Origin of the sequence: Litorilituus sediminis (assembly GCF_004295665.1) — a bacterium.
Taxonomy (GTDB): domain Bacteria; phylum Pseudomonadota; class Gammaproteobacteria; order Enterobacterales; family Alteromonadaceae; genus Colwellia; species Colwellia sediminis.
On the sequence record NZ_CP034759.1, the window covers coordinates 1,711,269 to 1,731,734 of the forward strand.

At 40.6% G+C, this 20,466-nt stretch carries 15 protein-coding genes; 9 read left to right on the forward strand and 6 right to left on the reverse strand.

Features of this window, described 5'->3' with window-relative positions; genetic code table 11:
* Window positions 1–80 precede the first annotated feature (80 nt).
* Window positions 81–1,826, reverse strand: coding sequence for a cyanophycinase (locus tag EMK97_RS07650; RefSeq protein WP_130600924.1), 1,746 nt, complete (start codon window positions 1,824–1,826; stop codon window positions 81–83).
* 404 nt (window positions 1,827–2,230) lie between these two features.
* Here EMK97_RS07650 and EMK97_RS07655 point away from each other — a divergent pair, with 404 nt between their 5' ends.
* From EMK97_RS07655 to EMK97_RS07685, 7 genes are all read left to right on the forward strand, one after another.
* A complete protein-coding gene (locus EMK97_RS07655; protein WP_130600926.1) occupies window positions 2,231–5,146 on the forward strand; it encodes a TonB-dependent receptor domain-containing protein in 2,916 nt (971 codons plus the stop codon).
* Window positions 5,147–5,258: 112 nt separating this feature from the next.
* Entirely contained in the window at window positions 5,259–6,734 is a 1,476-nt protein-coding gene (yfcC, locus tag EMK97_RS07660; RefSeq protein ID WP_130600928.1) for a putative basic amino acid antiporter YfcC, read from the forward strand.
* 21 nt (window positions 6,735–6,755) lie between these two features.
* Window positions 6,756–7,895 carry a beta-aspartyl-peptidase gene (gene iadA, locus EMK97_RS07665; protein ID WP_130600930.1) on the forward strand — a complete coding sequence of 380 codons (1,140 nt, stop codon included), beginning with the start codon at window positions 6,756–6,758 and terminating at the stop codon, window positions 7,893–7,895.
* A gap of 283 nt (window positions 7,896–8,178) precedes the next feature.
* Window positions 8,179–9,096, forward strand: coding sequence for a TolB family protein (locus EMK97_RS07670; RefSeq protein WP_130600932.1), 918 nt, complete (start codon window positions 8,179–8,181; stop codon window positions 9,094–9,096).
* A gap of 367 nt (window positions 9,097–9,463) precedes the next feature.
* Window positions 9,464–10,351 (forward strand): LysR substrate-binding domain-containing protein, encoded by an 888-nt coding sequence (locus tag EMK97_RS07675; protein WP_130604418.1) that lies wholly within the window; start codon window positions 9,464–9,466, stop codon window positions 10,349–10,351.
* Window positions 10,352–10,469: 118 nt separating this feature from the next.
* Window positions 10,470–10,994 (forward strand): hypothetical protein, encoded by a 525-nt coding sequence (locus EMK97_RS07680; protein ID WP_130600934.1) that lies wholly within the window; start codon window positions 10,470–10,472, stop codon window positions 10,992–10,994.
* Window positions 10,995–11,251: 257 nt separating this feature from the next.
* The gene (locus EMK97_RS07685) at window positions 11,252–12,196 is read left to right on the forward strand and encodes a PDC sensor domain-containing protein (protein WP_130600936.1); all 945 of its coding nucleotides are present in this window, start codon (window positions 11,252–11,254) and stop codon (window positions 12,194–12,196) included.
* A 26-nt stretch (window positions 12,197–12,222) separates the two neighbouring features.
* Here EMK97_RS07685 and EMK97_RS07690 read toward each other — a convergent pair whose 3' ends face one another.
* Entirely contained in the window at window positions 12,223–13,365 is a 1,143-nt protein-coding gene (locus EMK97_RS07690; RefSeq protein ID WP_130600938.1) for a PepSY-associated TM helix domain-containing protein, read from the reverse strand.
* Window positions 13,366–13,514: 149 nt separating this feature from the next.
* Entirely contained in the window at window positions 13,515–15,590 is a 2,076-nt protein-coding gene (locus EMK97_RS07695; protein ID WP_130600940.1) for a TonB-dependent receptor, read from the reverse strand.
* A 246-nt stretch (window positions 15,591–15,836) separates the two neighbouring features.
* Here EMK97_RS07695 and EMK97_RS07700 point away from each other — a divergent pair, with 246 nt between their 5' ends.
* Both EMK97_RS07700 and EMK97_RS07705 read left to right on the forward strand, forming a co-directional pair.
* A complete protein-coding gene (locus EMK97_RS07700; RefSeq protein WP_130600942.1) occupies window positions 15,837–17,681 on the forward strand; it encodes a choice-of-anchor I family protein in 1,845 nt (614 codons plus the stop codon).
* A 513-nt stretch (window positions 17,682–18,194) separates the two neighbouring features.
* The gene (locus EMK97_RS07705) at window positions 18,195–18,668 is read left to right on the forward strand and encodes a hypothetical protein (protein ID WP_130600944.1); all 474 of its coding nucleotides are present in this window, start codon (window positions 18,195–18,197) and stop codon (window positions 18,666–18,668) included.
* Here the strand turns inward: EMK97_RS07705 and EMK97_RS07710 are convergent.
* The 3 genes from EMK97_RS07710 to EMK97_RS07720 all read right to left on the reverse strand — a co-directional run bounded on the left by EMK97_RS07710 (window position 18,658) and on the right by EMK97_RS07720 (window position 20,453).
* Window positions 18,658–19,758, reverse strand: coding sequence for a tRNA-queuosine alpha-mannosyltransferase domain-containing protein (locus EMK97_RS07710; RefSeq protein ID WP_130600946.1), 1,101 nt, complete (start codon window positions 19,756–19,758; stop codon window positions 18,658–18,660). The two genes, EMK97_RS07705 and EMK97_RS07710, sit on opposite strands and share 11 nt — an antisense overlap.
* Window positions 19,759–19,797: 39 nt before the next feature.
* Window positions 19,798–19,977 carry a hypothetical protein gene (locus EMK97_RS07715; RefSeq protein ID WP_130600948.1) on the reverse strand — a complete coding sequence of 60 codons (180 nt, stop codon included), beginning with the start codon at window positions 19,975–19,977 and terminating at the stop codon, window positions 19,798–19,800.
* A 149-nt stretch (window positions 19,978–20,126) separates the two neighbouring features.
* Window positions 20,127–20,453, reverse strand: coding sequence for a hypothetical protein (locus EMK97_RS07720; RefSeq protein WP_211342282.1), 327 nt, complete (start codon window positions 20,451–20,453; stop codon window positions 20,127–20,129).
* Window positions 20,454–20,466 lie beyond the last annotated feature (13 nt).

Sequence of the window (20,466 nt, forward strand, 5' to 3'; positions counted from 1 at the left end):
AGTTCGATACCAACAAGCTCATTATTTCAAGTAAGCCCGATAAAAACAGACTTACCTTCACCAGCTAATGAACTTGAGAACTAATTGACTTGATAATAAAAACTGACATTCTGATAACTACAATAAGATTTTTCACCTGATGGTGTAGAGAATTTACCTACGCCATTATGCCAATTCTTACCTTTCAATAAGCTTATCTGTATCTCGCTTTCATTATAATGGCTAACTAGCTTTTGTTTTTGAGCGCTTGCTCGACATAATGCATCTACAGCCACTAAGTAATTTTCACCCTCAAAAATATCGGCAAAGTTTTGCGTTAAGCTCTTTTCTACCACAGGGCTTTTCCAGTCGGCAAAGGTAAAGCTTAACTGGCCATGCTGTAATTTAATAACATCATCACGGGTTGGAAAGTGCGTTAAGGTTTTTCCTTTATTTTCCCCTGTGCCCTGTTCAACAATATAGACACCTGTTTGACCAACAACCTGCATTGTGATTGTATCCATCTGCTGCCAAGCAACAACTAGTGCCGTGGCTTCATCAACACCAAAGGCAAATCGCGTTTCAGTATCTTCTAGCAAGCGCACAAGACGCCCTTGCCTGCCACGCTCAGAGAAATGGGTATCCATAATCCCCCAAGTAAATAAACCAAGGCCGCCTTGACTATTAAAGGTTAAGTCTTCATTTAGTACATCACCACACTGATTATCTTTTTGACAGCCTGCGCTTGGCAGCACGTCGGCTTTGGCACCGCGCACTAAAGCCGCGGCACTGCGACCATTGGTAATCATAGGTATTGGCTTGTTATCATAAATGCCACCCGACATAACAGCGGTACCAGCACTGGTGCCACCGATAACAAGTTGATTGCTGTCAACTTGCTTACGTATCGCTGCCAATAAAGCATTATCACTACCATCTTTGTTTTTAAATGCCTGCAGCGTTAGTGATTGATCACCACCATTAATAAAGAGTCCGTCTGCTTGTTGAATCGCATTAATAAAACGCTGTGGAGATTGGCACCACTGTTGTTGCGTTAAAAAGTGATCAGGATAGACAAATTTTCGTTTAATAGTGCCTAGCTTATCGGCTTGGTATTGCTCTAAATAGTGGCAGATGTTTGCTGCTTGTCCTCGTTCTTGCCATAAGGCATTTAATCCGGCATCTATCGGTAACCAAGTAACAGCTGCACCAGCTTGGCTAAACACATCAACATAAAAGTCAACGGCTTCAAATGGGTCTCTTGCCGATGCTGTTACCACAAGAATATCTGGTGCCTTTTTGCCTTTGGCAGCAGCCTTTAGCCCAGCTAACTGAGTAAAGCTTTCAAAAATCTCTCGTGAAAATTGATTCTTAGTATTGGCAAGAGAAACGCGTTCACTGCGACGAAAGTCTTTATCATTAACCAAGCCCAACTCTAAGGCATCGAGCATTAAGTAATATTCACGATCTGCCAATTGATTAATTAACTTTTTACCGCCATTGTCTATCCATAAACGACGCAACTGAGACTTATTTAACACGCCTTTATTGGCCTGTCGCATTTTTTCTAACAAAGGCTTTAACGCCTTTTTTTGCCGTTCTAAATGATCGCTTGGCCAATACTGAAAAAGTAAATCAATACTTTCTTTGGAAATTTGATACAAGGCCTGAGATTTATCATCACTTTCAATTAATTTAGTTGATAAACATTGATTTACCGACATGGAAGAGCAAGTTTTCAACCCTCCTCCAACGAGAAAGAGCTTAGCATGTTCACTAAACTCTTTAGCAGAACTTGTTGGCAATATTAACAAACTTAATAGCAATATTAATGATTTTAGCAGCATTTTTTATTTCCTTTTGAAAACATTGTGTTGATAGATTTTTCTAAAAAACACTATTGACAAGAAAATCTATCCGGAGTATTTCTAAAATAAGAGAACAAAAAAACTGCTTGCGCCAACAAGCACCCTATTCAACCATTGGGGCTTTATCATAACCGCCCCAGAGTTTGAGATAAGATATTTTTATATGTACAAGAAAGCTTTCGCGTTATCAACATATTCTTATCAAAACTACTACCTTTCGGAGTGGTTTGACGAATAAGCCTTTGAAACAAGTCCTTGTTTCGAAGACGCTTTGTCATTCGCAACTCACAATCTAAAAAAATAAATTTTCATTTATACGTCCATTAGCACACAGCAAAAAAATACAAAATAAGTGCGCCTGGACTTTAGAAAGGGTAGATAACATGTCTGTATTCAAACCAAACGCTATTGCGCTTGCACTCGCAAGTTTATGTTTTACCAGCACCACACTAGCTCAAGAAGTTAACGAGCAAGCAGTTGAAAAAATTACCGTTACCGGCAGCCAAATTAAAGGCGTAGACCTTGAAAGTATGCAGCCAATGGTGGTGTTATCCAGTAAAGATATCAAAAACTCTGGCGCGTCAACGGTGTCAGAATTAATGAGCCAACTGACACAAACACGTGGCGGTACAGGTACATTCACCACATCAGAAAGTGGCGCAACTTCCACTTCAACACCAGCAGGTCAAGCAGCGGCATCCCTTAGAGGGTTAGGGCCAAGCTCAACCTTAACTTTGATCAACGGCCGCCGCGTAGCAGCAAGCTCGTTTGCTTCAGGCACGCAAAACTTTGTTGATGTGAACAGTATTCCATTAGCTGCTATCGAACGTATCGAAGTCTTAGCATCAGGGGCATCAGCAATCTATGGTGCTGATGCTGTCGCAGGTGTCATCAATTACATTTTAAAGAAAGACTATGATGGTGCTGAGTTAAATTTATCTTATGGCAACAGCTTTGCTAGTAGTGACGAGGGTAAATACAACCTAAACTTTGTCTTTGGCACAGAAGTACTTGCAGGCCAGTTAACGATTTTCGCCGACCACTTTGATCGTAATAGCTTTAGCGCCCAAGATCGCGACTATACCAAAGCTCCCGTGTTAACGAACAATTATTCATACCTGCCAAAGCACACACCAAACATCTACTATAACTCAAGTGATGTTGCCGATGAAGACGGCAATTATCTTGAGCTTGCTAACCCAAACTGTAAAACAGACCTTGTGACCACTGAATATGGTGAAGAGATTTGTGCCTATTACGCAAATGAAGACGATCAATTATTAAGTGACTTAGAGTCAAGCTCTGCTGGCTTTATCTTCAGTAAAGAGCTTGGTGAGTTAACTTGGAATACCGATTTTTTCTACTCTCGAACCAAGTCTACAGCGTTATCAAGCCCAGCGCCAATAAACCGTTTAGACGATGACGAGGCATCTTGGGCACCACTTTCAGCATTAGACGTAGTACCAAGTCTTATTGACCTAGTTTACCCTCAATATTACTGGACAACACTCTCTGAAGAGCGTGAAGAATTCGGTATTTTATATGATGCGCGTTTTGGCACTCCACGAACCATTGACGTTGAAACAAACGCTATCCGCCTAGTATCTAGCCTAAGCGGAGAATTTCACGGATGGGACTGGGAATCAGCAATCACTTTATCAAAATCAGAGTCTGAACAAGAAGCCGTTGCCGGTATTTACAATCGATATAAATACAATGCTGCTGTAAATGGCGAGTTATGTAGTGATGGCAGCCTAGCTGATTTGAGCACGCTTACCTGTAATACCGGTAGCCTTGTTGGCATGTACAACCCATTTTTAGAGGGTGATGCCGCGAATGATGAAATTCTAGCAATGACCCAAGAAAGACCAACTCGTGATGGTGAAAGTACTGTTTATGGTTGGGATGCACGTATATCAGGCGAACTATTTGAGTGGCGTGATAATGTTGTTAGAGCAGCATTTGGGCTAGAGTTTCGTAAAGAAGAAATCACCGACATACCGTCACTTAATTCGCGAGCTCGTGCTGAAAATGACTACCTAGTTGACGTATATGGATTTGGCTCGAGTTTATCTGCAGCCGATCGCCAACAATTCGGTGCTTTTGCTGAGTTCTTCATTCCAGTTACCGAGCAATTGGAATTTCAAGTAGCCGGTCGCTACGATGACTATGACGATTTTGGCGATACTTTTAATCCCAAAATTGGCTTTAGTTACCGCCCGTTAGACTCGCTTATCTTACGCGGCTCATGGTCAACCTCATTTAGAGCACCATCGCTAACACAAGCAGGTGTTAAGCTTCGTACGACAACTGCTACTTACGACTGTGGCGCAAACCAAGCTGTTGCCGACCTTTACTGTGAAGGTTTTGGTGATGAACGCAACGCTAATGTACTTGAACTGGGTAACAAAGATTTGTTAGCAGAAGAGTCTGAGTCAATCAGTGTCGGTTTTGCTTTCAGCCCAACAGTCAACACCACGCTAACGCTTGATTACTGGCAATTTGATCACCAAGACTTAGTAGATACGGATATGACAGCAGTGTTAGATGCGGCAATAACCGATCATACATTACGTCATTGTGGCATAGTACCTCAGGGAGAAATGGGTATTTCATATAATGAAGCTACCTGTAGTGAAGCCGATAACAGCGGCCTATTTATCGATGAAGCGGGCGCAAACCTTACCGAAATACTTGAGAATGCCTATGGCTCTGGCGCTTTACGAGATCCAGCACTTGGCCTCTACCGCGATCATGTTATTCAACTGCAAAATACAGGTGAGCAAACCGTTAAAGGTATAGATGTCGCCTTTGATCATGAATTTGAACTAAGCGCTGGTCGCTTATCATTCTCACTTGATGCCACCCATTACCTGGAATTTGAACGCAACAAGCCAGGCTCAGATGAAATTGAAGAGCTGATTGGTACATGGCGCTACCCAGAAAACATTGCCAGCGTGCGTGTTGGTTGGGTGCAAGATAACTTCTATGCGAGCTTAACTGCGCAATATACAGATAGCTATGCCGATGATATCGAAGGTTTACGTGGTCGAAACATTGACGAGTTAGAAGCATTAGGTGAGCTTGATGCCAACGGTGAACGCGATGTTGATTCATGGACAACGGTGCGCGCCAATATTGGCTATGACTTTAAAAACATGAATATTAACTTTACCGTTAATAACCTGTTTGATGAACAGCCACCTGTCGCTTACGGCTCAAGCCGCGGTTTTGATTCAATCAATCACGATGCCCTTGGTGCCAATTATAAAGTATCCTTTACTTATTTTTTCAAATAAGTAAATACTGACAAGCGGTTAGGTTGCTTTCCTGAGCCTAACCCTCCCTTTATTTTTTATTGCGCGCTATAGTTAGCGCTCAAATAACAACAAAATAGCAAGAGTAATATCCATGACCAAGCCAGTAAGCAATGGCAACACTAAAACTAAAGTGATGCCAGATGCTTTTATTATCTTATTTTTTGTCGTGCTACTAGCCGCCTTAGCAACCCACTTTATTCCTGCAGGTAAGTTTGCCACCGAAATTAACCAAGAAACAGGTAAAAAGGTTTTAGTTTCTGACAGTTATCAAGTAGTAACAGACTACGATGGCGTGCCCCTTTTTGCCGCGGGTGGCGATATTGGCTTTTTCAATTTTGCCTTTGAAGGTATGGTTTCTGGAGATAAATGGGGCTCAGCCATTGGCGTCATGATGTTTATCATTCTAACGGGGGGCGCTTTTGGTATTGTCATGAAAACAGGCGCGGTTGATAACGGTGTTTTTGCCCTTATCAGTAAAACCCAAAAGCTTGAACAACTCTTCATTCCCATCTTATTTACGTTATTTTCAATTGGTGGCGCAATTTTCGGTATGGGGGAAGAAGCAATCGCCTTTTGTATTGTGCTGCTGCCACTTATGCTAGCCATTGGCTATGACTCTATTACCACCGTTATGGTCACCTATGTAGCAACCCAAATTGGTTTTGCCGCGTCTTGGATGAACCCGTTTAGTGTTGCTATCGCGCAAGGCATTGCTGATATTCCGCTGATGTCAGGTATGGAGTTTCGTCTAGTGATGTGGTTTGTTTTAACCGCTATCGGGGTTGTTTTTACCATGCGTTATGCCGCAAACATTAAAGCAGAACCAAAGCTTTCGCCGAATTATCATATAGATAAAAACTTTAAAGCAGATGAAGCCGAGCAATCAGTAAGAGCCTTTGATAAAGCGGACTCCGCCATTTTACTCAGCTTTTTCTTAACCATTGCTTGGGTGATTTGGGGAGTAATAAGCCAAGGTTATTATATTCCTGAAATTGCCAGCCAGTTCTTCACTATGGGAGTGATAATTGGCACACTCGCGGTGCTATTTAAACGCCTAAACATCAACCAGGTTGCAGATGCCTTTAAGCAAGGTGCAAAAGATTTACTACCTGCTGCCATGATAGTGGGGATGGCAAAAGGTATCGTTATTATACTGGGTGGCGACCAAGCTGATGAAGCGTCAGTACTAAATACCATTTTATATGCCGCAGCCAATGCCATTGGCGAACTGCCAACGGCGCTATCGGCGCTACTAATGTTTATTTTCCAATCAATATTTAACTTTTTTATCGCCTCTGGCTCAGGACAAGCAGCCCTAACCATGCCGCTTATGGCGCCTCTTAGTGATTTAGTTGGCGTTAGCAGACAAACAGCCGTTCTGGCATTTCAATTAGGCGACGGCTTAACTAACCTGATTATTCCCACCTCAGCTTCCTTAATTGGTTGCTTAGGTGTTGCCCGTATTGATTGGCTAGTTTGGGCAAAGTTTATTAGCAAATTTATGCTGTTAATTATGAGCTCAGCTGCGCTATTTATCGTGATTGCGGTGTCTATTAACTTCTCATAGCACGGCTATAAGGACCATTTTATGAAACTATTTAAACAGGCCAATGTATACGCGCCTGAGCCGCTAGGGATTAAAGATGTATTAATCGCTGGTGGTAAAATTATTGAGATTGCCGATGATTTATCCCAGTTTGCCCATGCGGGGGTAGAAATTATTGATGCCAGTCAGCACATTTTAACGCCAGGCTTTGTTGATTCCCTTGTCCATATTACTGGTGGCGGCGGTGAAGGTGGCTTTGCTACACGCACAGCTGAAATGCACGTTAACGAAGCCATTATCGGTGGTGTAACAACGGTTATTGGCGTACTTGGCACAGATGCCATTACCCGCTCATTAGAAAACTTACTGGCCAAAAGCTACGCGCTTGAAGCACAAGGTATCAGTGTTTTTAGTTACACCGGATCTTATCATTTACCTGCGGTTACAGTGACAGACTCTGTCACCAAAGACATCATGCTTATTGATAAGTTTATCGGTATTGGTGAAGTGGCTATTGCCGATCATCGCGGCTCACAGCTTAGCGTACATGAGCTGGCAAAAGTTGCCTCTGAAGCTAGGGTCGCTGGTATGCTAGCTGACAAAGCTGGCATTGTCAGTGTGCATGTTGGCAGTGGTCATAGCGGTTTATCTTTGCTACATCAGGTAGCTGAGCAAACCGATATTCCATTATCACAGTTTTACCCCACTCATATTAATCGCACTAGCGAGCTATTAGCCCAAGGTATTGATTTAGCAAAAGCTGGCGGCTATATCGACTTTACCACCAGTACTAATGAGCAAATTCTCGCTTCTGGCGAGGTGAAAGCAGCGCAGGCTTTAGCGATTTCATTAGCTAAAGGCGTGCCAATTTCTCAACTGACTATGAGCTCTGACGGTAACGCCAGCCTGCCTGTATTTGATGATGCTGGAGCACTTATCGACCTGCAAGTAGGTGAAGTAAAAAGTCTGCACCAGGCTATGGTAGAAGCTGTTCATAGCTTTAATGTCCCTTTAGCAGATGCGCTGGCAAGTATTACCCGCTCTCCTGCCAATATATTAAAGCTCAATAATAAAGGTAGAATAGCTAAAGGGGCAGATGCTGATATTAACCTGCTTAATCCAGAGACACTAGCCATCGACGCTGTGTTTGCTAAAGGTAAGGTTAAACGTAACGTCGCTTAATTTACATGTGGTCACTTATAAGTGACCACATTTTTCAAAACCTTAAAATAAAGTGTAATGTCGAGCCGCTATTTCTCTAATTATGGTTCGCCACATTGTGTACAAAAAACATACCAAGCAGAAATTGTTCTATCTTTTCAATACGATGAAAAAACATACAAACAAGATTGCTGTGCTAATGTAAAGTTATTTGACACCTAATATCTCAGCGCCAGTAAAGTATTTGCCCATTGCCACTATGCATATACAATATTCATAAATCTCTAAAAATAAAAAGGATTATATGAATACCCTTAAACCTTACCTAGACTTAGCATTAGCCTTAGCATTATTAACATTAACGGCAAGTATTTACGCTAAAGATAATTCGGGGCAAGCGCCATCAATGGGCTCTGAAATCTACTTATATGAGTTACAAGCAAAAAATGGCAGTTACCAAATTAGTAACGGTCATAATATTTCCAATAACCCAGGTTATGACAATCAGCCCTACTTTACTAACGACAATAAAAGTATCCTGTTTGCTTCAAATAGAGACGGCAAACAAACCGATATTTATAGCTATTCATTAGCAAAAAAAGCCACAACTCAACTGACATTTACTCCTCATAATGAGTTCTCACCCAAGGCTATAGTGGCAAGTAATGACATTAGTTTTGTTACTGAGGGGGAAAATCCTTATCAAAGCGTATGGCGATTGAACCAACAAACAGGCAAAAGTACTTGGATGCTCAATTCAATTGAGCCAGTTGGTTACTATAGCGCTAATATGGTAACGGGCGATGTACTTTTTTGGTCTCGCTATGGCTATAGCGTGCAATATCTAAATACCAAGCGAAATGAATCTCGGTTTGTTAGCGGCAATGCCCTGGCTAGCTCGCCACAAAAAATTCCCAACAGTAGAAAATTTAGTTTTGTTCACAGGCAAACAAATGGTGAAACCTGGATCAAAGCATTTGCGCCAAAAGATTTTTCCATCACACCTATAGCGCCAATTTACGGCAACAACATTGATTATACTTGGACAGCTAACGGCGATATTTTGCGAGTGGAAAACAACCAGCTTTATGTTTGGTCTAACCAAGATAAAAATAAGCAATGGCGAAAAACACAAGATTTGTCAGCGTTATTTAGTGGCCAAATATCTCGCTTAGCTATCAGTCCAAATGGCAAAAAAATCGCGCTCGTAGAAAACAATTAAATATTTATCTTTATCAATGCAAAGTTAGTACTGGGACAAATGAAAAAGATTAACCTATCAGGTGAAAAAGCATCAATTGTCAGTCACTGTAGTGAGACTTACAATGACCTTGTTGTTTGAATCTCCTCTGATTCCATAACACTTGTTAAATCGTACTACTTTTTTGGGGCACCTTAGGTGCCCTCTTTTTTATTTACTCATAATTCACTTAAGCAACGCTTTGGTGCATTGGCTACATAATGATGCAACAAATAATACCTAGCTTACATACCAGCCCACTAAATCTTTTATAATCAAACACCTAATAAATGGCCTATATTTTGCGTTGCCTCTATAACTTATCCCTAGAGTAAGGAAAAATATGGCTATACAAACACCGATTCGAGGCCTGCGTTCTTTCTGTGTTGCATCTAAATGTTTAAGCTTTAAACATGCAGCGTCACAGTTATTTTTAACACCTTCCGCCGTTAGTCACCAAATAAAGCAGCTTGAAGCACAGTTAGGTTTAACGCTATTTAAACGAAACACCCGCTCTATCGAGCTAACCCGTGTAGGTAAACAATTTTATCAATCGATACATCCCATTGTGCATCAATTAGAAGAGACGATTGCTGATTTCAGCCATAAACAGGAAAATAAATCTATTGTCATCAGTTTGCCAGAATTCTTTGCTAGTGAACTTTTTATCCCAAAGTTAAGTGAATGGTCTGCTAATAACCCAAATATCAATCTACAACTGGAAACGGTTAAAGCCAAAAATGATGCGTCTCAAACAGCAGACTTGTCTATAGTGCTTGCCAGTGGTCAACCTAATGCCAGCATTGTGCAACCACTTTTTCCCATTAGCTATGTACCCGCTTGTAATAAACAACTCTACAAAAAGCTAAAAGTACAAGGCTTTGATGCCTTGAAAAATACGCCACTATTATTACATCGCGCTCGCCCTTGGTCTTGGCATCAATGGGCCAACAATCTAGATTTAGCAGACTTCGATCCCAAACAAATTATTCAGTTTGACAGCATGTATGGTGTTGCCCGTGCAGCTCAGCAAGGTATGGGCATTGCCCTAGTTCCGCTCCCTATGAGCAAGTCATGGTTTAGTGAAGAATTACTGGTAAAACTATTTGATCAAGAACTCAATACCAAGGACAGATATTATTTAATTCAACATGAGAATATGGCTGCTCGAGCAGAGTTAAATCTTTTTGCCAGTTGGGTAAGCTCTACCTTTTCTATCGAAGCATTATACGCCTAAAGTACAGGTGAAATTAATTCACTTGATAGGATGATTTTAATCGTTTGTCGTGAAAGAGCTTGCTACTTATAGTTTAGGTGTATCAACGAGATGCACCTAAACTAAGTGGAGAACTCACATGACATCATTATCAAAATTTAGAAAAGTAATTATTGCTTCATTCGTGTTGATTTTTACTCTGCCAGTACAGGCAAACACATCAAAATTTAAAGTTGTTAGTATTAAAAACAATACCAACAAGCAAAGCACCTTTATCAATCACGAAAGTACAAATCGTCAAAAAACTCAAAACCAAGCAAACGATGTTCAAGCAGCATTTAACCTAAGCATGATGCAATGTGCAGCTTACTTACGTAACGAGGAGGCTAGTAAGTCAAGCAAAGCATGTTCAGCCGCGGTACAACACATTGAGTTAATGGATGCCAATACCCAACAAAGCCGATACCTAAAATCACTAAGTTATAGCAATCGCGCCATTGCCAAGTACAGCAACAATGATGAGTCGGGGGCATTAAATGACTTAGTCAGGGCAATATTAATCGACTCAAACGCCATAACACGCAGTAATTTAACCTTAATGAGCTCACTATTAAAAAACAAAGCTGAAGACATATCACCAGAGTATATAAGTCTCTCTGATTAATACTAACTAACCTCAGGAGAATGAGATGTTCAAACAAATCACTAAGCAGATAGTCAACACGTTAAACTTTTTACTGGCGTTAAAACACTTAGCCATTAGTCAATGGAACGTTGAACAAAGCGAGTAACAGCAATTCAGCACCAGCTAAATGAAACAGGCCGTTTTATTTACAATTTCGCCATAGATATTAGCCAGAAATATCGCTTGATATCTATTGGCATAAACAGCGCACATTCATGCTTTAAAAAGGAGGCTTGATGAACTATTTAAGTGTGATAGAACGATATCATGAGTATCGAAGCGCCATTCATGAGTTGATGGCTTCAATTATTGCTGGCGCATTTGATAAACAAGTATTTATTGATGAAGCTACATTAAGCAAGTCAATAACTTGGCTAACAAAGCATTACCCTTTTATTGAACTCATGTTCACACTCAATGAATACGGCGTGCAAACCAGTCATAACTTTAGCAAAAAAATACCCGTTAGCGCTCAATCTGGCAAAGGCATAGACAGATCTTATCGCCCCTATTTTACTCATGCGCGTGCAAGCGATGACATTATAGTGACTGAGCCTTACCTTTCTTGCTCTAGCCATAACTTGTGCATATCTACCGCACTAAAATACACAAACAGTGATAACCAAGTTATTGGTATATTGGTTATCGACATAGATCTTGCCCATGCCATTGAGTTTTTAATGGGGGATGTTAAGCGGAAAAAGTGTCATCCTTTTTTTGTTAGTGTTTACTCCTTCATCGTAATTGGCTTGTTCTTTATTGTCGGAATATTACTTTTTTTAGCGGCAGAAGAAATTATTAGCTTACTTACCTTTGCTAACGCACAAGACTTAACAATCAAGCCCTTTAGCATCATTATATTTTTAACCTTGGCTTTAGCCATCTTTGATTTAGGCAAAACCACCATTGAAGAAGAAGTTTTGATGCAAAAAGATATCTTAAGGCACAGCTCAACACGACGAACCATTACTCGCTTTATTGCCACCATCTTAATTGCGGTATCAATCGAAGCGTTACTATTAATGTTCAAATCTGTTTTGGGTGAATCTCAATATTTAACCAGTGCTGTCGCCATGATGACAACAGCTATCGGTTTACTGCTTGCTTTAGGTGTATACGTTTACCTTGGCGCTAAAGCTGAAGCTTTACTCAGAAAAAGTAACGCTAGCACTAAACCTTAGCAAGACTTAAGCAAAACATTCTATGGTTAGCTTTGCGCAGCAACTAACTTTGCCTGTTTTGCCGCTTTACTTGCTTGCCAACGACGCCAAGAAAGCATGACTCCGGTATAAACCAGTAAACAGGCGAGCAGTGAGGCAATGCCCGCTAAGGTTTGTCCCACTAGGCCTAAAGCTTCTCCTGTATGTAAAAAGCGAATATAACTACGCGCTTGACGATATGTAGATAACTGCTGAAAGCTTTGCTGGTCAACAATCTCGCCTAATAAGCTATTTATTGCCACTGAGAGCCTTTTTTGTGGCTCACCACCATTACCATTATCTACCTGAAAAACTTGAATATCTTTATTTAAGTCAGCCAGTGATAAACGGATAGTTTGCCAGTTGCTATATTCAGCCGTAACGAGTTCAAATACCTGCTGATGTGATAATTGATTATTCAATGCTTGCTCGCTTAACACTTGCCCTTGGCTAATTTTACTAGCGTCAGTTGATAGATAGTCTTTTAATGTTTGCCCCGGCCATTTAAAAGAAAAGAAAAACGCAGTCGCAATAACGACAAATAAAATAGGCGCCATATAAAACCCAAAAACATTGTGCCAATTATAATCCCTTGCCTTGACGGAATTGTGTTTCGATGTAAGCGTTAATTTTTGCTTAAATGCCTTAGCTTTAAAACGGTTTGGCAGCCACAAATACAAACCAGTTAACAGCAAGATAAAGAAAATCAGATTCGCTATACCATTAACCCAACGCCCTGCTTCACTGAATTTGCCATCAAGTGTTAACCAGCGATGAAAAGCGCGCAGTTTTTTAAAAAAGACTTTTGTACCTTTGCCCGGCTCTACCATTTTCTCACCAGTATAGGGGTTTAAATATGCCAGCGTTTTTCGGCCTTCTTTCACTATGACGGGTGCACCGCGTTCATTAATTAATGTCATGGCAGGTGCTTTCTTAGCCGGTAGTCTTTGCGCTATCGCGGTTAACTTATCTAATGATAAAGGCTTACTGGCCTCATTTTCAGGCTTTATGTAATCACTGCGCTCTGCCAACTTAATCATTTGCCTTTCATAAGTTAAGGCAACGCCAGTAATCGACATAATAAAAACAAATAAAGCGGCACTACAGCCTAAGATGAGGTGTAGCCAAAAGAGAATTTTTCTAATTTTCATACAGGACAAATACCTAAAAAAGCGCCACTATGGCGCTTAATATCATGATATCCCTAATACCATAATATCCTTAAGTGTGAATCGCCCAGAGCTCCACTGGGCGATATATTTATAGTAATTGAGTTAACTATTTCAATTAGTATTACAGCTTAGAATGAAGCTTTAACTTCAAAGCGTGCTGTTCTACCATCACCAACAGTAACATTGTTAATACCGCCGCCAGCAAGGTAGTCAGTATCAAGTACGTTCTCAACATTAAATCTAAAATCTAGGGTTTTATTGCCAATATCCATTTGATAGCTTGCCCCTAAGTCAACACGCGCATAGGCATCTTTAGTGACGGTATTGTCACTATCGGCATAACGCTCACCTTGGTAGAATACCCCAGCATTTAACGCTAATGCTTCTGTCAGCTCATAACGTGACCAAATCGATGCCGACCACTCAGGTGCATCAACCGGCGTGTTGCCTTGATACTTATTATCACGCTCATAAACGGCATCTAGATACATAGCAGAGGCCATAACAAATAATCTATCTGTTATCGCACCTTGAGCTGATAACTCTAAACCTTTATGACGCTGAACACCCGCTTGTGTGGTAATGGTATCGTAAACAGGATCGTTTTCTAATGTTTCAGTGATTAAAGCACCCGTTTTTTCAATATCAAATAATGCCGTTTCCACCAGTAAACGCTCAGAAACTTGCCACTTTGCCCCTAACTCAATTTGTGATGAAGTTACCGCATCAAGTGCCATGCCGTGATTTTTATCGGTCTCATCATTAAGTGTTTCACTTGATGCAGGCTCAAAGCTTTCAGAGTAATTAATGTAAACCGTCGCATCATCAATTGGGTGATATAACACACCTAACTTAGGGACAAAAGAATCACTATCTGCGCCTTTTTTATTTTGCTTATCAAAGCGACCACCAAATACCGCTTGCCACTGATCGTTAAAGGTAATTAGGTCTTGGAAATAAACACCATAGTAATCATACTCGCTGGTATACAAACTATCGTCTGTTTTATAGCTAACATCAGGTCTTAACGGCTCAGCTTGGCCAGGAGTATAGTCAATAGGGTCGGCATTAGTTTTTAGCTGACCATAATAATAATCTAAGCTATTGGCACCAATTAGCACTTGGTGATCTACAGAAGCAAAGCTGAATTCACCAACAAGATCGATATAAAATGTCTTAAACTGCCAGTCATCAAACCTATCGTACGGTTTTGAAGTATAGCTATCGCCTTCTTGATAGTTTTTAGGCATTTTCGGCGATGATTCAAAGCGCTGACGCTCAAATGTTTGCTCGTTATAACCTAGCTTTAATTCCCATTGCGGATTAAAAAAGTAGTTTACTCGCGTGCCGACATTAGCCACAGTTATGTCGGTAAATGCCCAAGAAAAATCGCGAATGGTTTTATCATCACCAATAACATCACCATTTGCATCTAACCAAGCACCTGTATCTAAGCCCGCTTTATCATTGGTTTGATCGTAATAAACATTCACTAACAAGTTTTCAGTAAAGTTATAATCAACACTCATTGAGCCTAAAAAGCGATCACGTTCACGCTGCTCACCATTTTGATATTCACGCTCATAAATCACATCTTGTTTGACTAAAACGCCACGGTAACTTAAATCTTCAACAATTTCTCCGCCTGCATCTAGCATAAAACGGCTAGAGCCATGCTGATCGACATCGGCGCTGATATCAAACAAGGTATTGTCGGTCGGCTTTTTAGTCACCATATTAATCAAACCACCGGGTGCAGACTGACCATAAAGCATACTTGATGGGCCACGCAACACTTCTACATGTGACAAGGTTTCAATTGGCTGCTGATAGTGAGACCAATGCTGATGACCATCACGTAAATAACCATTTGAAGAGCTTAAGGTAAAACCACGAGAACTGAACACCTCGCGATTACGTTGTTTTGAGCCTGGCGATAAACTGGCAACATTACTTAGCACTTCACCCAATGTTGTCGCTAATTGTTCATCAATAATAGTCTCTGGAATAACCGTTACCGCCTGCGCTGTCTCTAGCAAGGAGGCATTAGTACGCATAGCGCCGGATGCACTATCAACTTTATAGTCATTAAAGTAACTTCCTTTTACTTCTATTACCTCTATGCCGGCATCGTCGGCATAAACTGGGGGTGCTAAAGACAAAATGGCTAGGGAAATACCCACAGATAAATAACTAAGTTTCATGTGTTTCCTCAATAAGAATAGGGAGAGTAATAATCAAACGAGGCGCATTCTAACAGCAGATGAAACAAAGTAAAGGCAAATGATAATAATTACTATTAACTTTTTCATGTTTATGTAACAAAGACATTCCAGAAGAAAAAAATCCGCAATATTACTGTCACAGGCAAATCATAAAAATGTATTAAAAATGTCACAACACCCTGTTGAGATAGAGCTTTTAATACAAAAATCAGTCAAGGACACAAAATGAAGTTCAACAAAACCTTAGTCAGCCTGGCACTAATTACCACATTAACCGCCTGCAACGGCGACGATGGCAGCCAAGGCGCTACTGGACCTGCTGGCACTAATGGTACAAACGGTATCAATGGCACGAATGGAAAAAATGCCCCTACTTCGCTACAAGTTGAGCTAGTCGCTCGCACAGTATTAAATGCTAATGCGCCAGAAGGGGCAGCTGAAATAGTGGATTATCAAAAGTCCAAGCAATGGTTCTACGCCATTAATAGCTCAATCTCTCCTGCTGTGATTGAAATTATTGATGCCAGTAGTTTTGATGCTGTAGTACTGACAAAAGATGCTGAAGGTGTGGTAACTGATAGCAATCTAAGCTCAACTATCACCCTAGATTTAGCCTTAACGGCTAACCTAACAGGTGATGCCAACAGCATCGCCATTGATAACAATAATGAATTACTGGCCGTAGCGGTTGCTTCTGGCAATGTTAACGATAACGGCCATATTGCCTTTTTTGATATTTCAGGTGCAGCACCAAGCTTTATCAAAAATGTTGAAGTAGGTAACCTGCCGGATAATGTGGTTTTCACTCACGATGGTAAAAAGGTGTTAGTTGCCAATGAAGGCGAACCGGCAAAAGATTACGTTATAGATCCTAAAGGCTCTATTTCAATTATTAATATCACCGATGCTATGCCAGCAGACACCGCCATTAGTATTGACTTTGATAGCTTTAATAACAAGCAAGCTGAATTAGCCGCGCAGGGGGTTAAGTTTTCTAACCCATCAGGGCAAGAGATCAAAGGCAGCATTCGCCAGTACACAGTGGCACAAGATTTAGAGCCGGAATACATCGCCATTTCTCAAGATAATCAGTTTGCTTATGTGTCTCTACAAGAAAATAACGCCATTGCTACAGTAAATTTAAAGGATAATAGCGTAGATATTAAAGGGCTTGGTTTTAAAGATTGGAGCCAACATTTAATCGATGTTTCCGATAAAGACGGTGGCGTAAACTTAAAGCAATATCAAAACCTTTATGGCATGTATCAGCCTGATACCATCGCTAGCTATTCATGGCAAAATGCTAACTTTATTGTTTCAGCCAATGAAGGTGATGGGCGCGAATATATAGCCTTTGAACGAGAAGCTGCTGAAGATGCTGGTAAAGCTGAGTGTCAAACAGACTTCCCTCAAGGTATCTATGAATGGGAAGATGGCGAAGAAATTTGTATTTCATACACTGATGAAGCAAGAGTAAAAGATCTTGAAGATTTTGGCAGCGTCAGTGCTGAGTTAGATGCTTATGTGAGTGACAATGGCGGTAAAAATGGTTTAGGTCGTTTACTGGTTACTAACGCCTTAGGCAAAAACGATAACAATGAATATAGCCAGTTATACGCCTATGGCGCACGTTCTTTTACCATTTGGGATAGCAATGGTTTAGTGGTGTTTGACTCTGGTGATGACATTGCTCGTATTACCGCTTCAATTCATGGTGCAGCCTTTAATAATGATGAAGATGAAAACGAAGGTGATACTCGCTCTGATGCCAAAGGCGCAGAGCCAGAAGCGCTAGCTATAGGTCAAGTAGGCTCACAAACCTATGCTTTTATTGGCTTAGAGCGCATGGGCGGCATCTTAGCTTACAACATAACCAACCCTTACAATGTTAAGTTTGTTGAATACTTCTATAATCGCGGCTTAGTGGAAGGTGCAGATATCAGCGGTGATTTAGCCCCTGAAGGGATGAAGTTTATCGCTGCTAAAGATAGCCCAACCAATGAAGCTTTATTGGTCGTTGGTAATGAAATTTCTGGCTCAGTGGCCGTGTGGCAAATAATGGAAAAATAACCAGTTAAAATATTACTCAGTTAAAATATTACTCAGTTAAAATATTACTCAGTTAAAGCTAAATCATAACTTTATAAGCCATACCTTTATAAGTCATACCTTTATAAGTCATGCTTTAACTGAGTAACCTCCTTCCTGCCTGCAATTATCTTCCTTGTTGGCAAATTCGCCAGCAAACATACTGAAAACATCATTAACCAAAGCCTAGCAATCTAGCAAGAGCTTATCCTTAGCATTTAACCCTCTTTCTCATTAGAAATAGCGCAAATAAAGATAAAGTTATCAATCAGCGTGCTTCAAAATTAATAAAAGCATTACCTGTAAACCCTTAGCGCAAGGCTTAAGCTTTACCATTAAGCTACCCATATCGAGAACTAGTTGAATTATTAACACTTAGCTTAAATATCAGCTTTTACTGATTTAAAACAAAGCAAAATCAAGCTTAGTTGCTGACAATGTTGCTAATAATCAAGTCATAGCAAATTGCTATAAACACAGTCAGTAAGGATCGCAATGAAACCGTTAACACCGCTACTAGCTATGCTAATGCTCACCTTAAGTGCAACATGCCTAGCGTATGAAAATGATCATCACCATCACGCACCTCAACACAACCCTTTAACGCAATTAACATTAAATGATGGCAAAAAGTGGTCTATTGATGACAGCTTACACTTAGGTATGACGCAAATTAAACGCGAAATTGAAAACAACATTGATGCGATTCATCACAACACTTTTACCTTAGCTGAATATGAAAAGCTGGCTAAAAATATTAACACTCACTTACAGTATATTTTTAAGCATTGCGCTTTACCCAAAGCGGCGGATGAGCAGCTGCACCACTTACTTTTTTCTATTATGCAAGCCAGTGAGCAAATGAAAAGCAAAGAGCAACCAAGACAGGCGGCAGTTACCCTAATCAAAGCATTAGAACACTACCCTAAGTTCTTTGCTGATAATAACTGGCAAGCGCTTAATCACTAAATGCTTGTTCACGAACTAGGTCTTCTATTAGCTCTTGATATGCGCTTCGCTGTGCTTGCCAACTAAGGCCGTTAATATCTGGGCTTTTAGGTAAGCTCCCTGCTTGTTTTTGCTGAGCGAGAACCGATAACTTAGCCACTAAGTTATCGGTTTCATCCTCACCACCTTGGTAACAATAATCAGCAGAAAAGTACTCTGGATAAGCTAACCTGTTCGGTACAAGGGGTATACAGCCAGCCGCAACCCCTTCTAAAATAGCCAGCCCTTGAAAATCATGTAGCGCGGTAGATAACACTACATCACTTGATTGTAATAACGCTTGATATTGTGCTTTCGACTTAATAAAACCCCACTGGCCAATATAGCCAGTAAATTCCTGATAAATTTGCTCGAACACGTCAGGGCTATAACGAAAACGTTGACCAACAAGGTGCAATTTAAAGTCGACATTTTGCTGCTTTAGCTTTACTAACGCCCTATGTAATAGCTCTGGGCCTTTATCAAACTCCCATCGGTGATTCCAAACTATCTCAAGCGCCCCAGTTTGTCCGCTATGGTTTAAATAGGCTGTATTTAATATGGGGACAGGCAAGACACAAGATTTTTCCTGCAACAGCTCAGTTAAGTTTTCAGGTACTTGATCTGGTAGTTTTTTTAATAGTTGCTGACACCCCTTTAGAAAGGTGTTTTGGTTGTACTGACTATTAAAAACCACCCTATCAGCTGCCAAGGCGCCATATAAATTTAAAACCTGCGGTTCAACCGAAGTAAACTCTTTCCCCGATTTAGGGTAAGCAAATTGATTCTCATGAAAATATAAAATACTTGGCGTATTTGCCAGCTCTGGCACAAAGCCTTTTAACGCCGACAGATCTGTCATTGAAGTGGCAATAATTAAGTCATAGTCTTGCGTTAACATATCTCGGTGTTTAAACGCCCAAGTTAAACTATTGCCACGAATGCGCCACGAGAAAAAACGTGCAGGTAAAGCTAACACCGTAAAATGATATTGAGGAAATTGAGCAACTAAGGCTTTACGCCAATATTGATGACTAGCTGCATCATAAGCTGAGAGTAATAATACTTTCACCCGTTAAACTCCGTTGCTTAATAACAAGCTAACAAAACATTAATGTAACGCCCGACCACAACCGGTTAAGCGTCTATTGGCGGTAATTATGGTCACTTTCGAGGCAAACTGCTCACCGCTCATGGCATCTAGGCATTTAACACCCTCGATGATAATCTCAAGCTGATCATTAACATAAAAGTGACTACGCTTTTGCTCTGGAAATTGCTCAGGCTGCACATATAAATAGCGTTTAACTACTTGCCCATAGTCTGTAGTTAAATAAAAATGCTTACCTGTTATGATTTCCAGTAACCAAGCAGGCTCTTGCCCGATAGCGCGATAACTAACACCTTTGAGTTTAGCTGCATGCCAAACATCATTACGCGCTAGCTGCTGCTCTTTTTTACCGCGCTACCTCCTGTAGCATGGTTAGGAAAAGCTTTAACATCATCAGTTATACATTCACCCTTAACATATTCGTTAACATTAACATCACCGCAAGCGCCACAGGCATTGCCATAAGTTTTTAGGGTTTTTCCGGCAACATTGGCACAAACTGGCGTGTAATCCATGGTACACATTTGTGGTCTAGGCTCTTTACATACACCAACAGATACCACGGTTTTATCCGTTTCTGCTGTCTGATTAGTTGTTGTCGCACACGCCATTAACGAAAAAAGGCATATAGCTAATACACTATTTTTAACCATCATAGAAATCTCCAAA

What these genes read in the sequence shown, in the direction of transcription:
- EMK97_RS07650 (WP_130600924.1), bottom strand. Translation starts at nt 1,826, where the DNA reads ATGCTGCTAAAATCATTAATATTGCTATTAAGTTTGTTAATATTGCCA.
- EMK97_RS07655 (WP_130600926.1), top strand. Translation starts at nt 2,231, where the DNA reads ATGTCTGTATTCAAACCAAACGCTATTGCGCTTGCACTCGCAAGTTTA.
- yfcC (WP_130600928.1), top strand. Translation starts at nt 5,259, where the DNA reads ATGACCAAGCCAGTAAGCAATGGCAACACTAAAACTAAAGTGATGCCA.
- iadA (WP_130600930.1), top strand. Translation starts at nt 6,756, where the DNA reads ATGAAACTATTTAAACAGGCCAATGTATACGCGCCTGAGCCGCTAGGG.
- EMK97_RS07670 (WP_130600932.1), top strand. Translation starts at nt 8,179, where the DNA reads ATGAATACCCTTAAACCTTACCTAGACTTAGCATTAGCCTTAGCATTA.
- EMK97_RS07680 (WP_130600934.1), top strand. Translation starts at nt 10,470, where the DNA reads ATGACATCATTATCAAAATTTAGAAAAGTAATTATTGCTTCATTCGTG.
- EMK97_RS07685 (WP_130600936.1), top strand. Translation starts at nt 11,252, where the DNA reads ATGAACTATTTAAGTGTGATAGAACGATATCATGAGTATCGAAGCGCC.
- EMK97_RS07690 (WP_130600938.1), bottom strand. Translation starts at nt 13,365, where the DNA reads ATGAAAATTAGAAAAATTCTCTTTTGGCTACACCTCATCTTAGGCTGT.
- EMK97_RS07695 (WP_130600940.1), bottom strand. Translation starts at nt 15,590, where the DNA reads ATGAAACTTAGTTATTTATCTGTGGGTATTTCCCTAGCCATTTTGTCT.
- EMK97_RS07700 (WP_130600942.1), top strand. Translation starts at nt 15,837, where the DNA reads ATGAAGTTCAACAAAACCTTAGTCAGCCTGGCACTAATTACCACATTA.
- EMK97_RS07705 (WP_130600944.1), top strand. Translation starts at nt 18,195, where the DNA reads ATGAAACCGTTAACACCGCTACTAGCTATGCTAATGCTCACCTTAAGT.
- EMK97_RS07720 (WP_211342282.1), bottom strand. Translation starts at nt 20,453, where the DNA reads ATGATGGTTAAAAATAGTGTATTAGCTATATGCCTTTTTTCGTTAATG.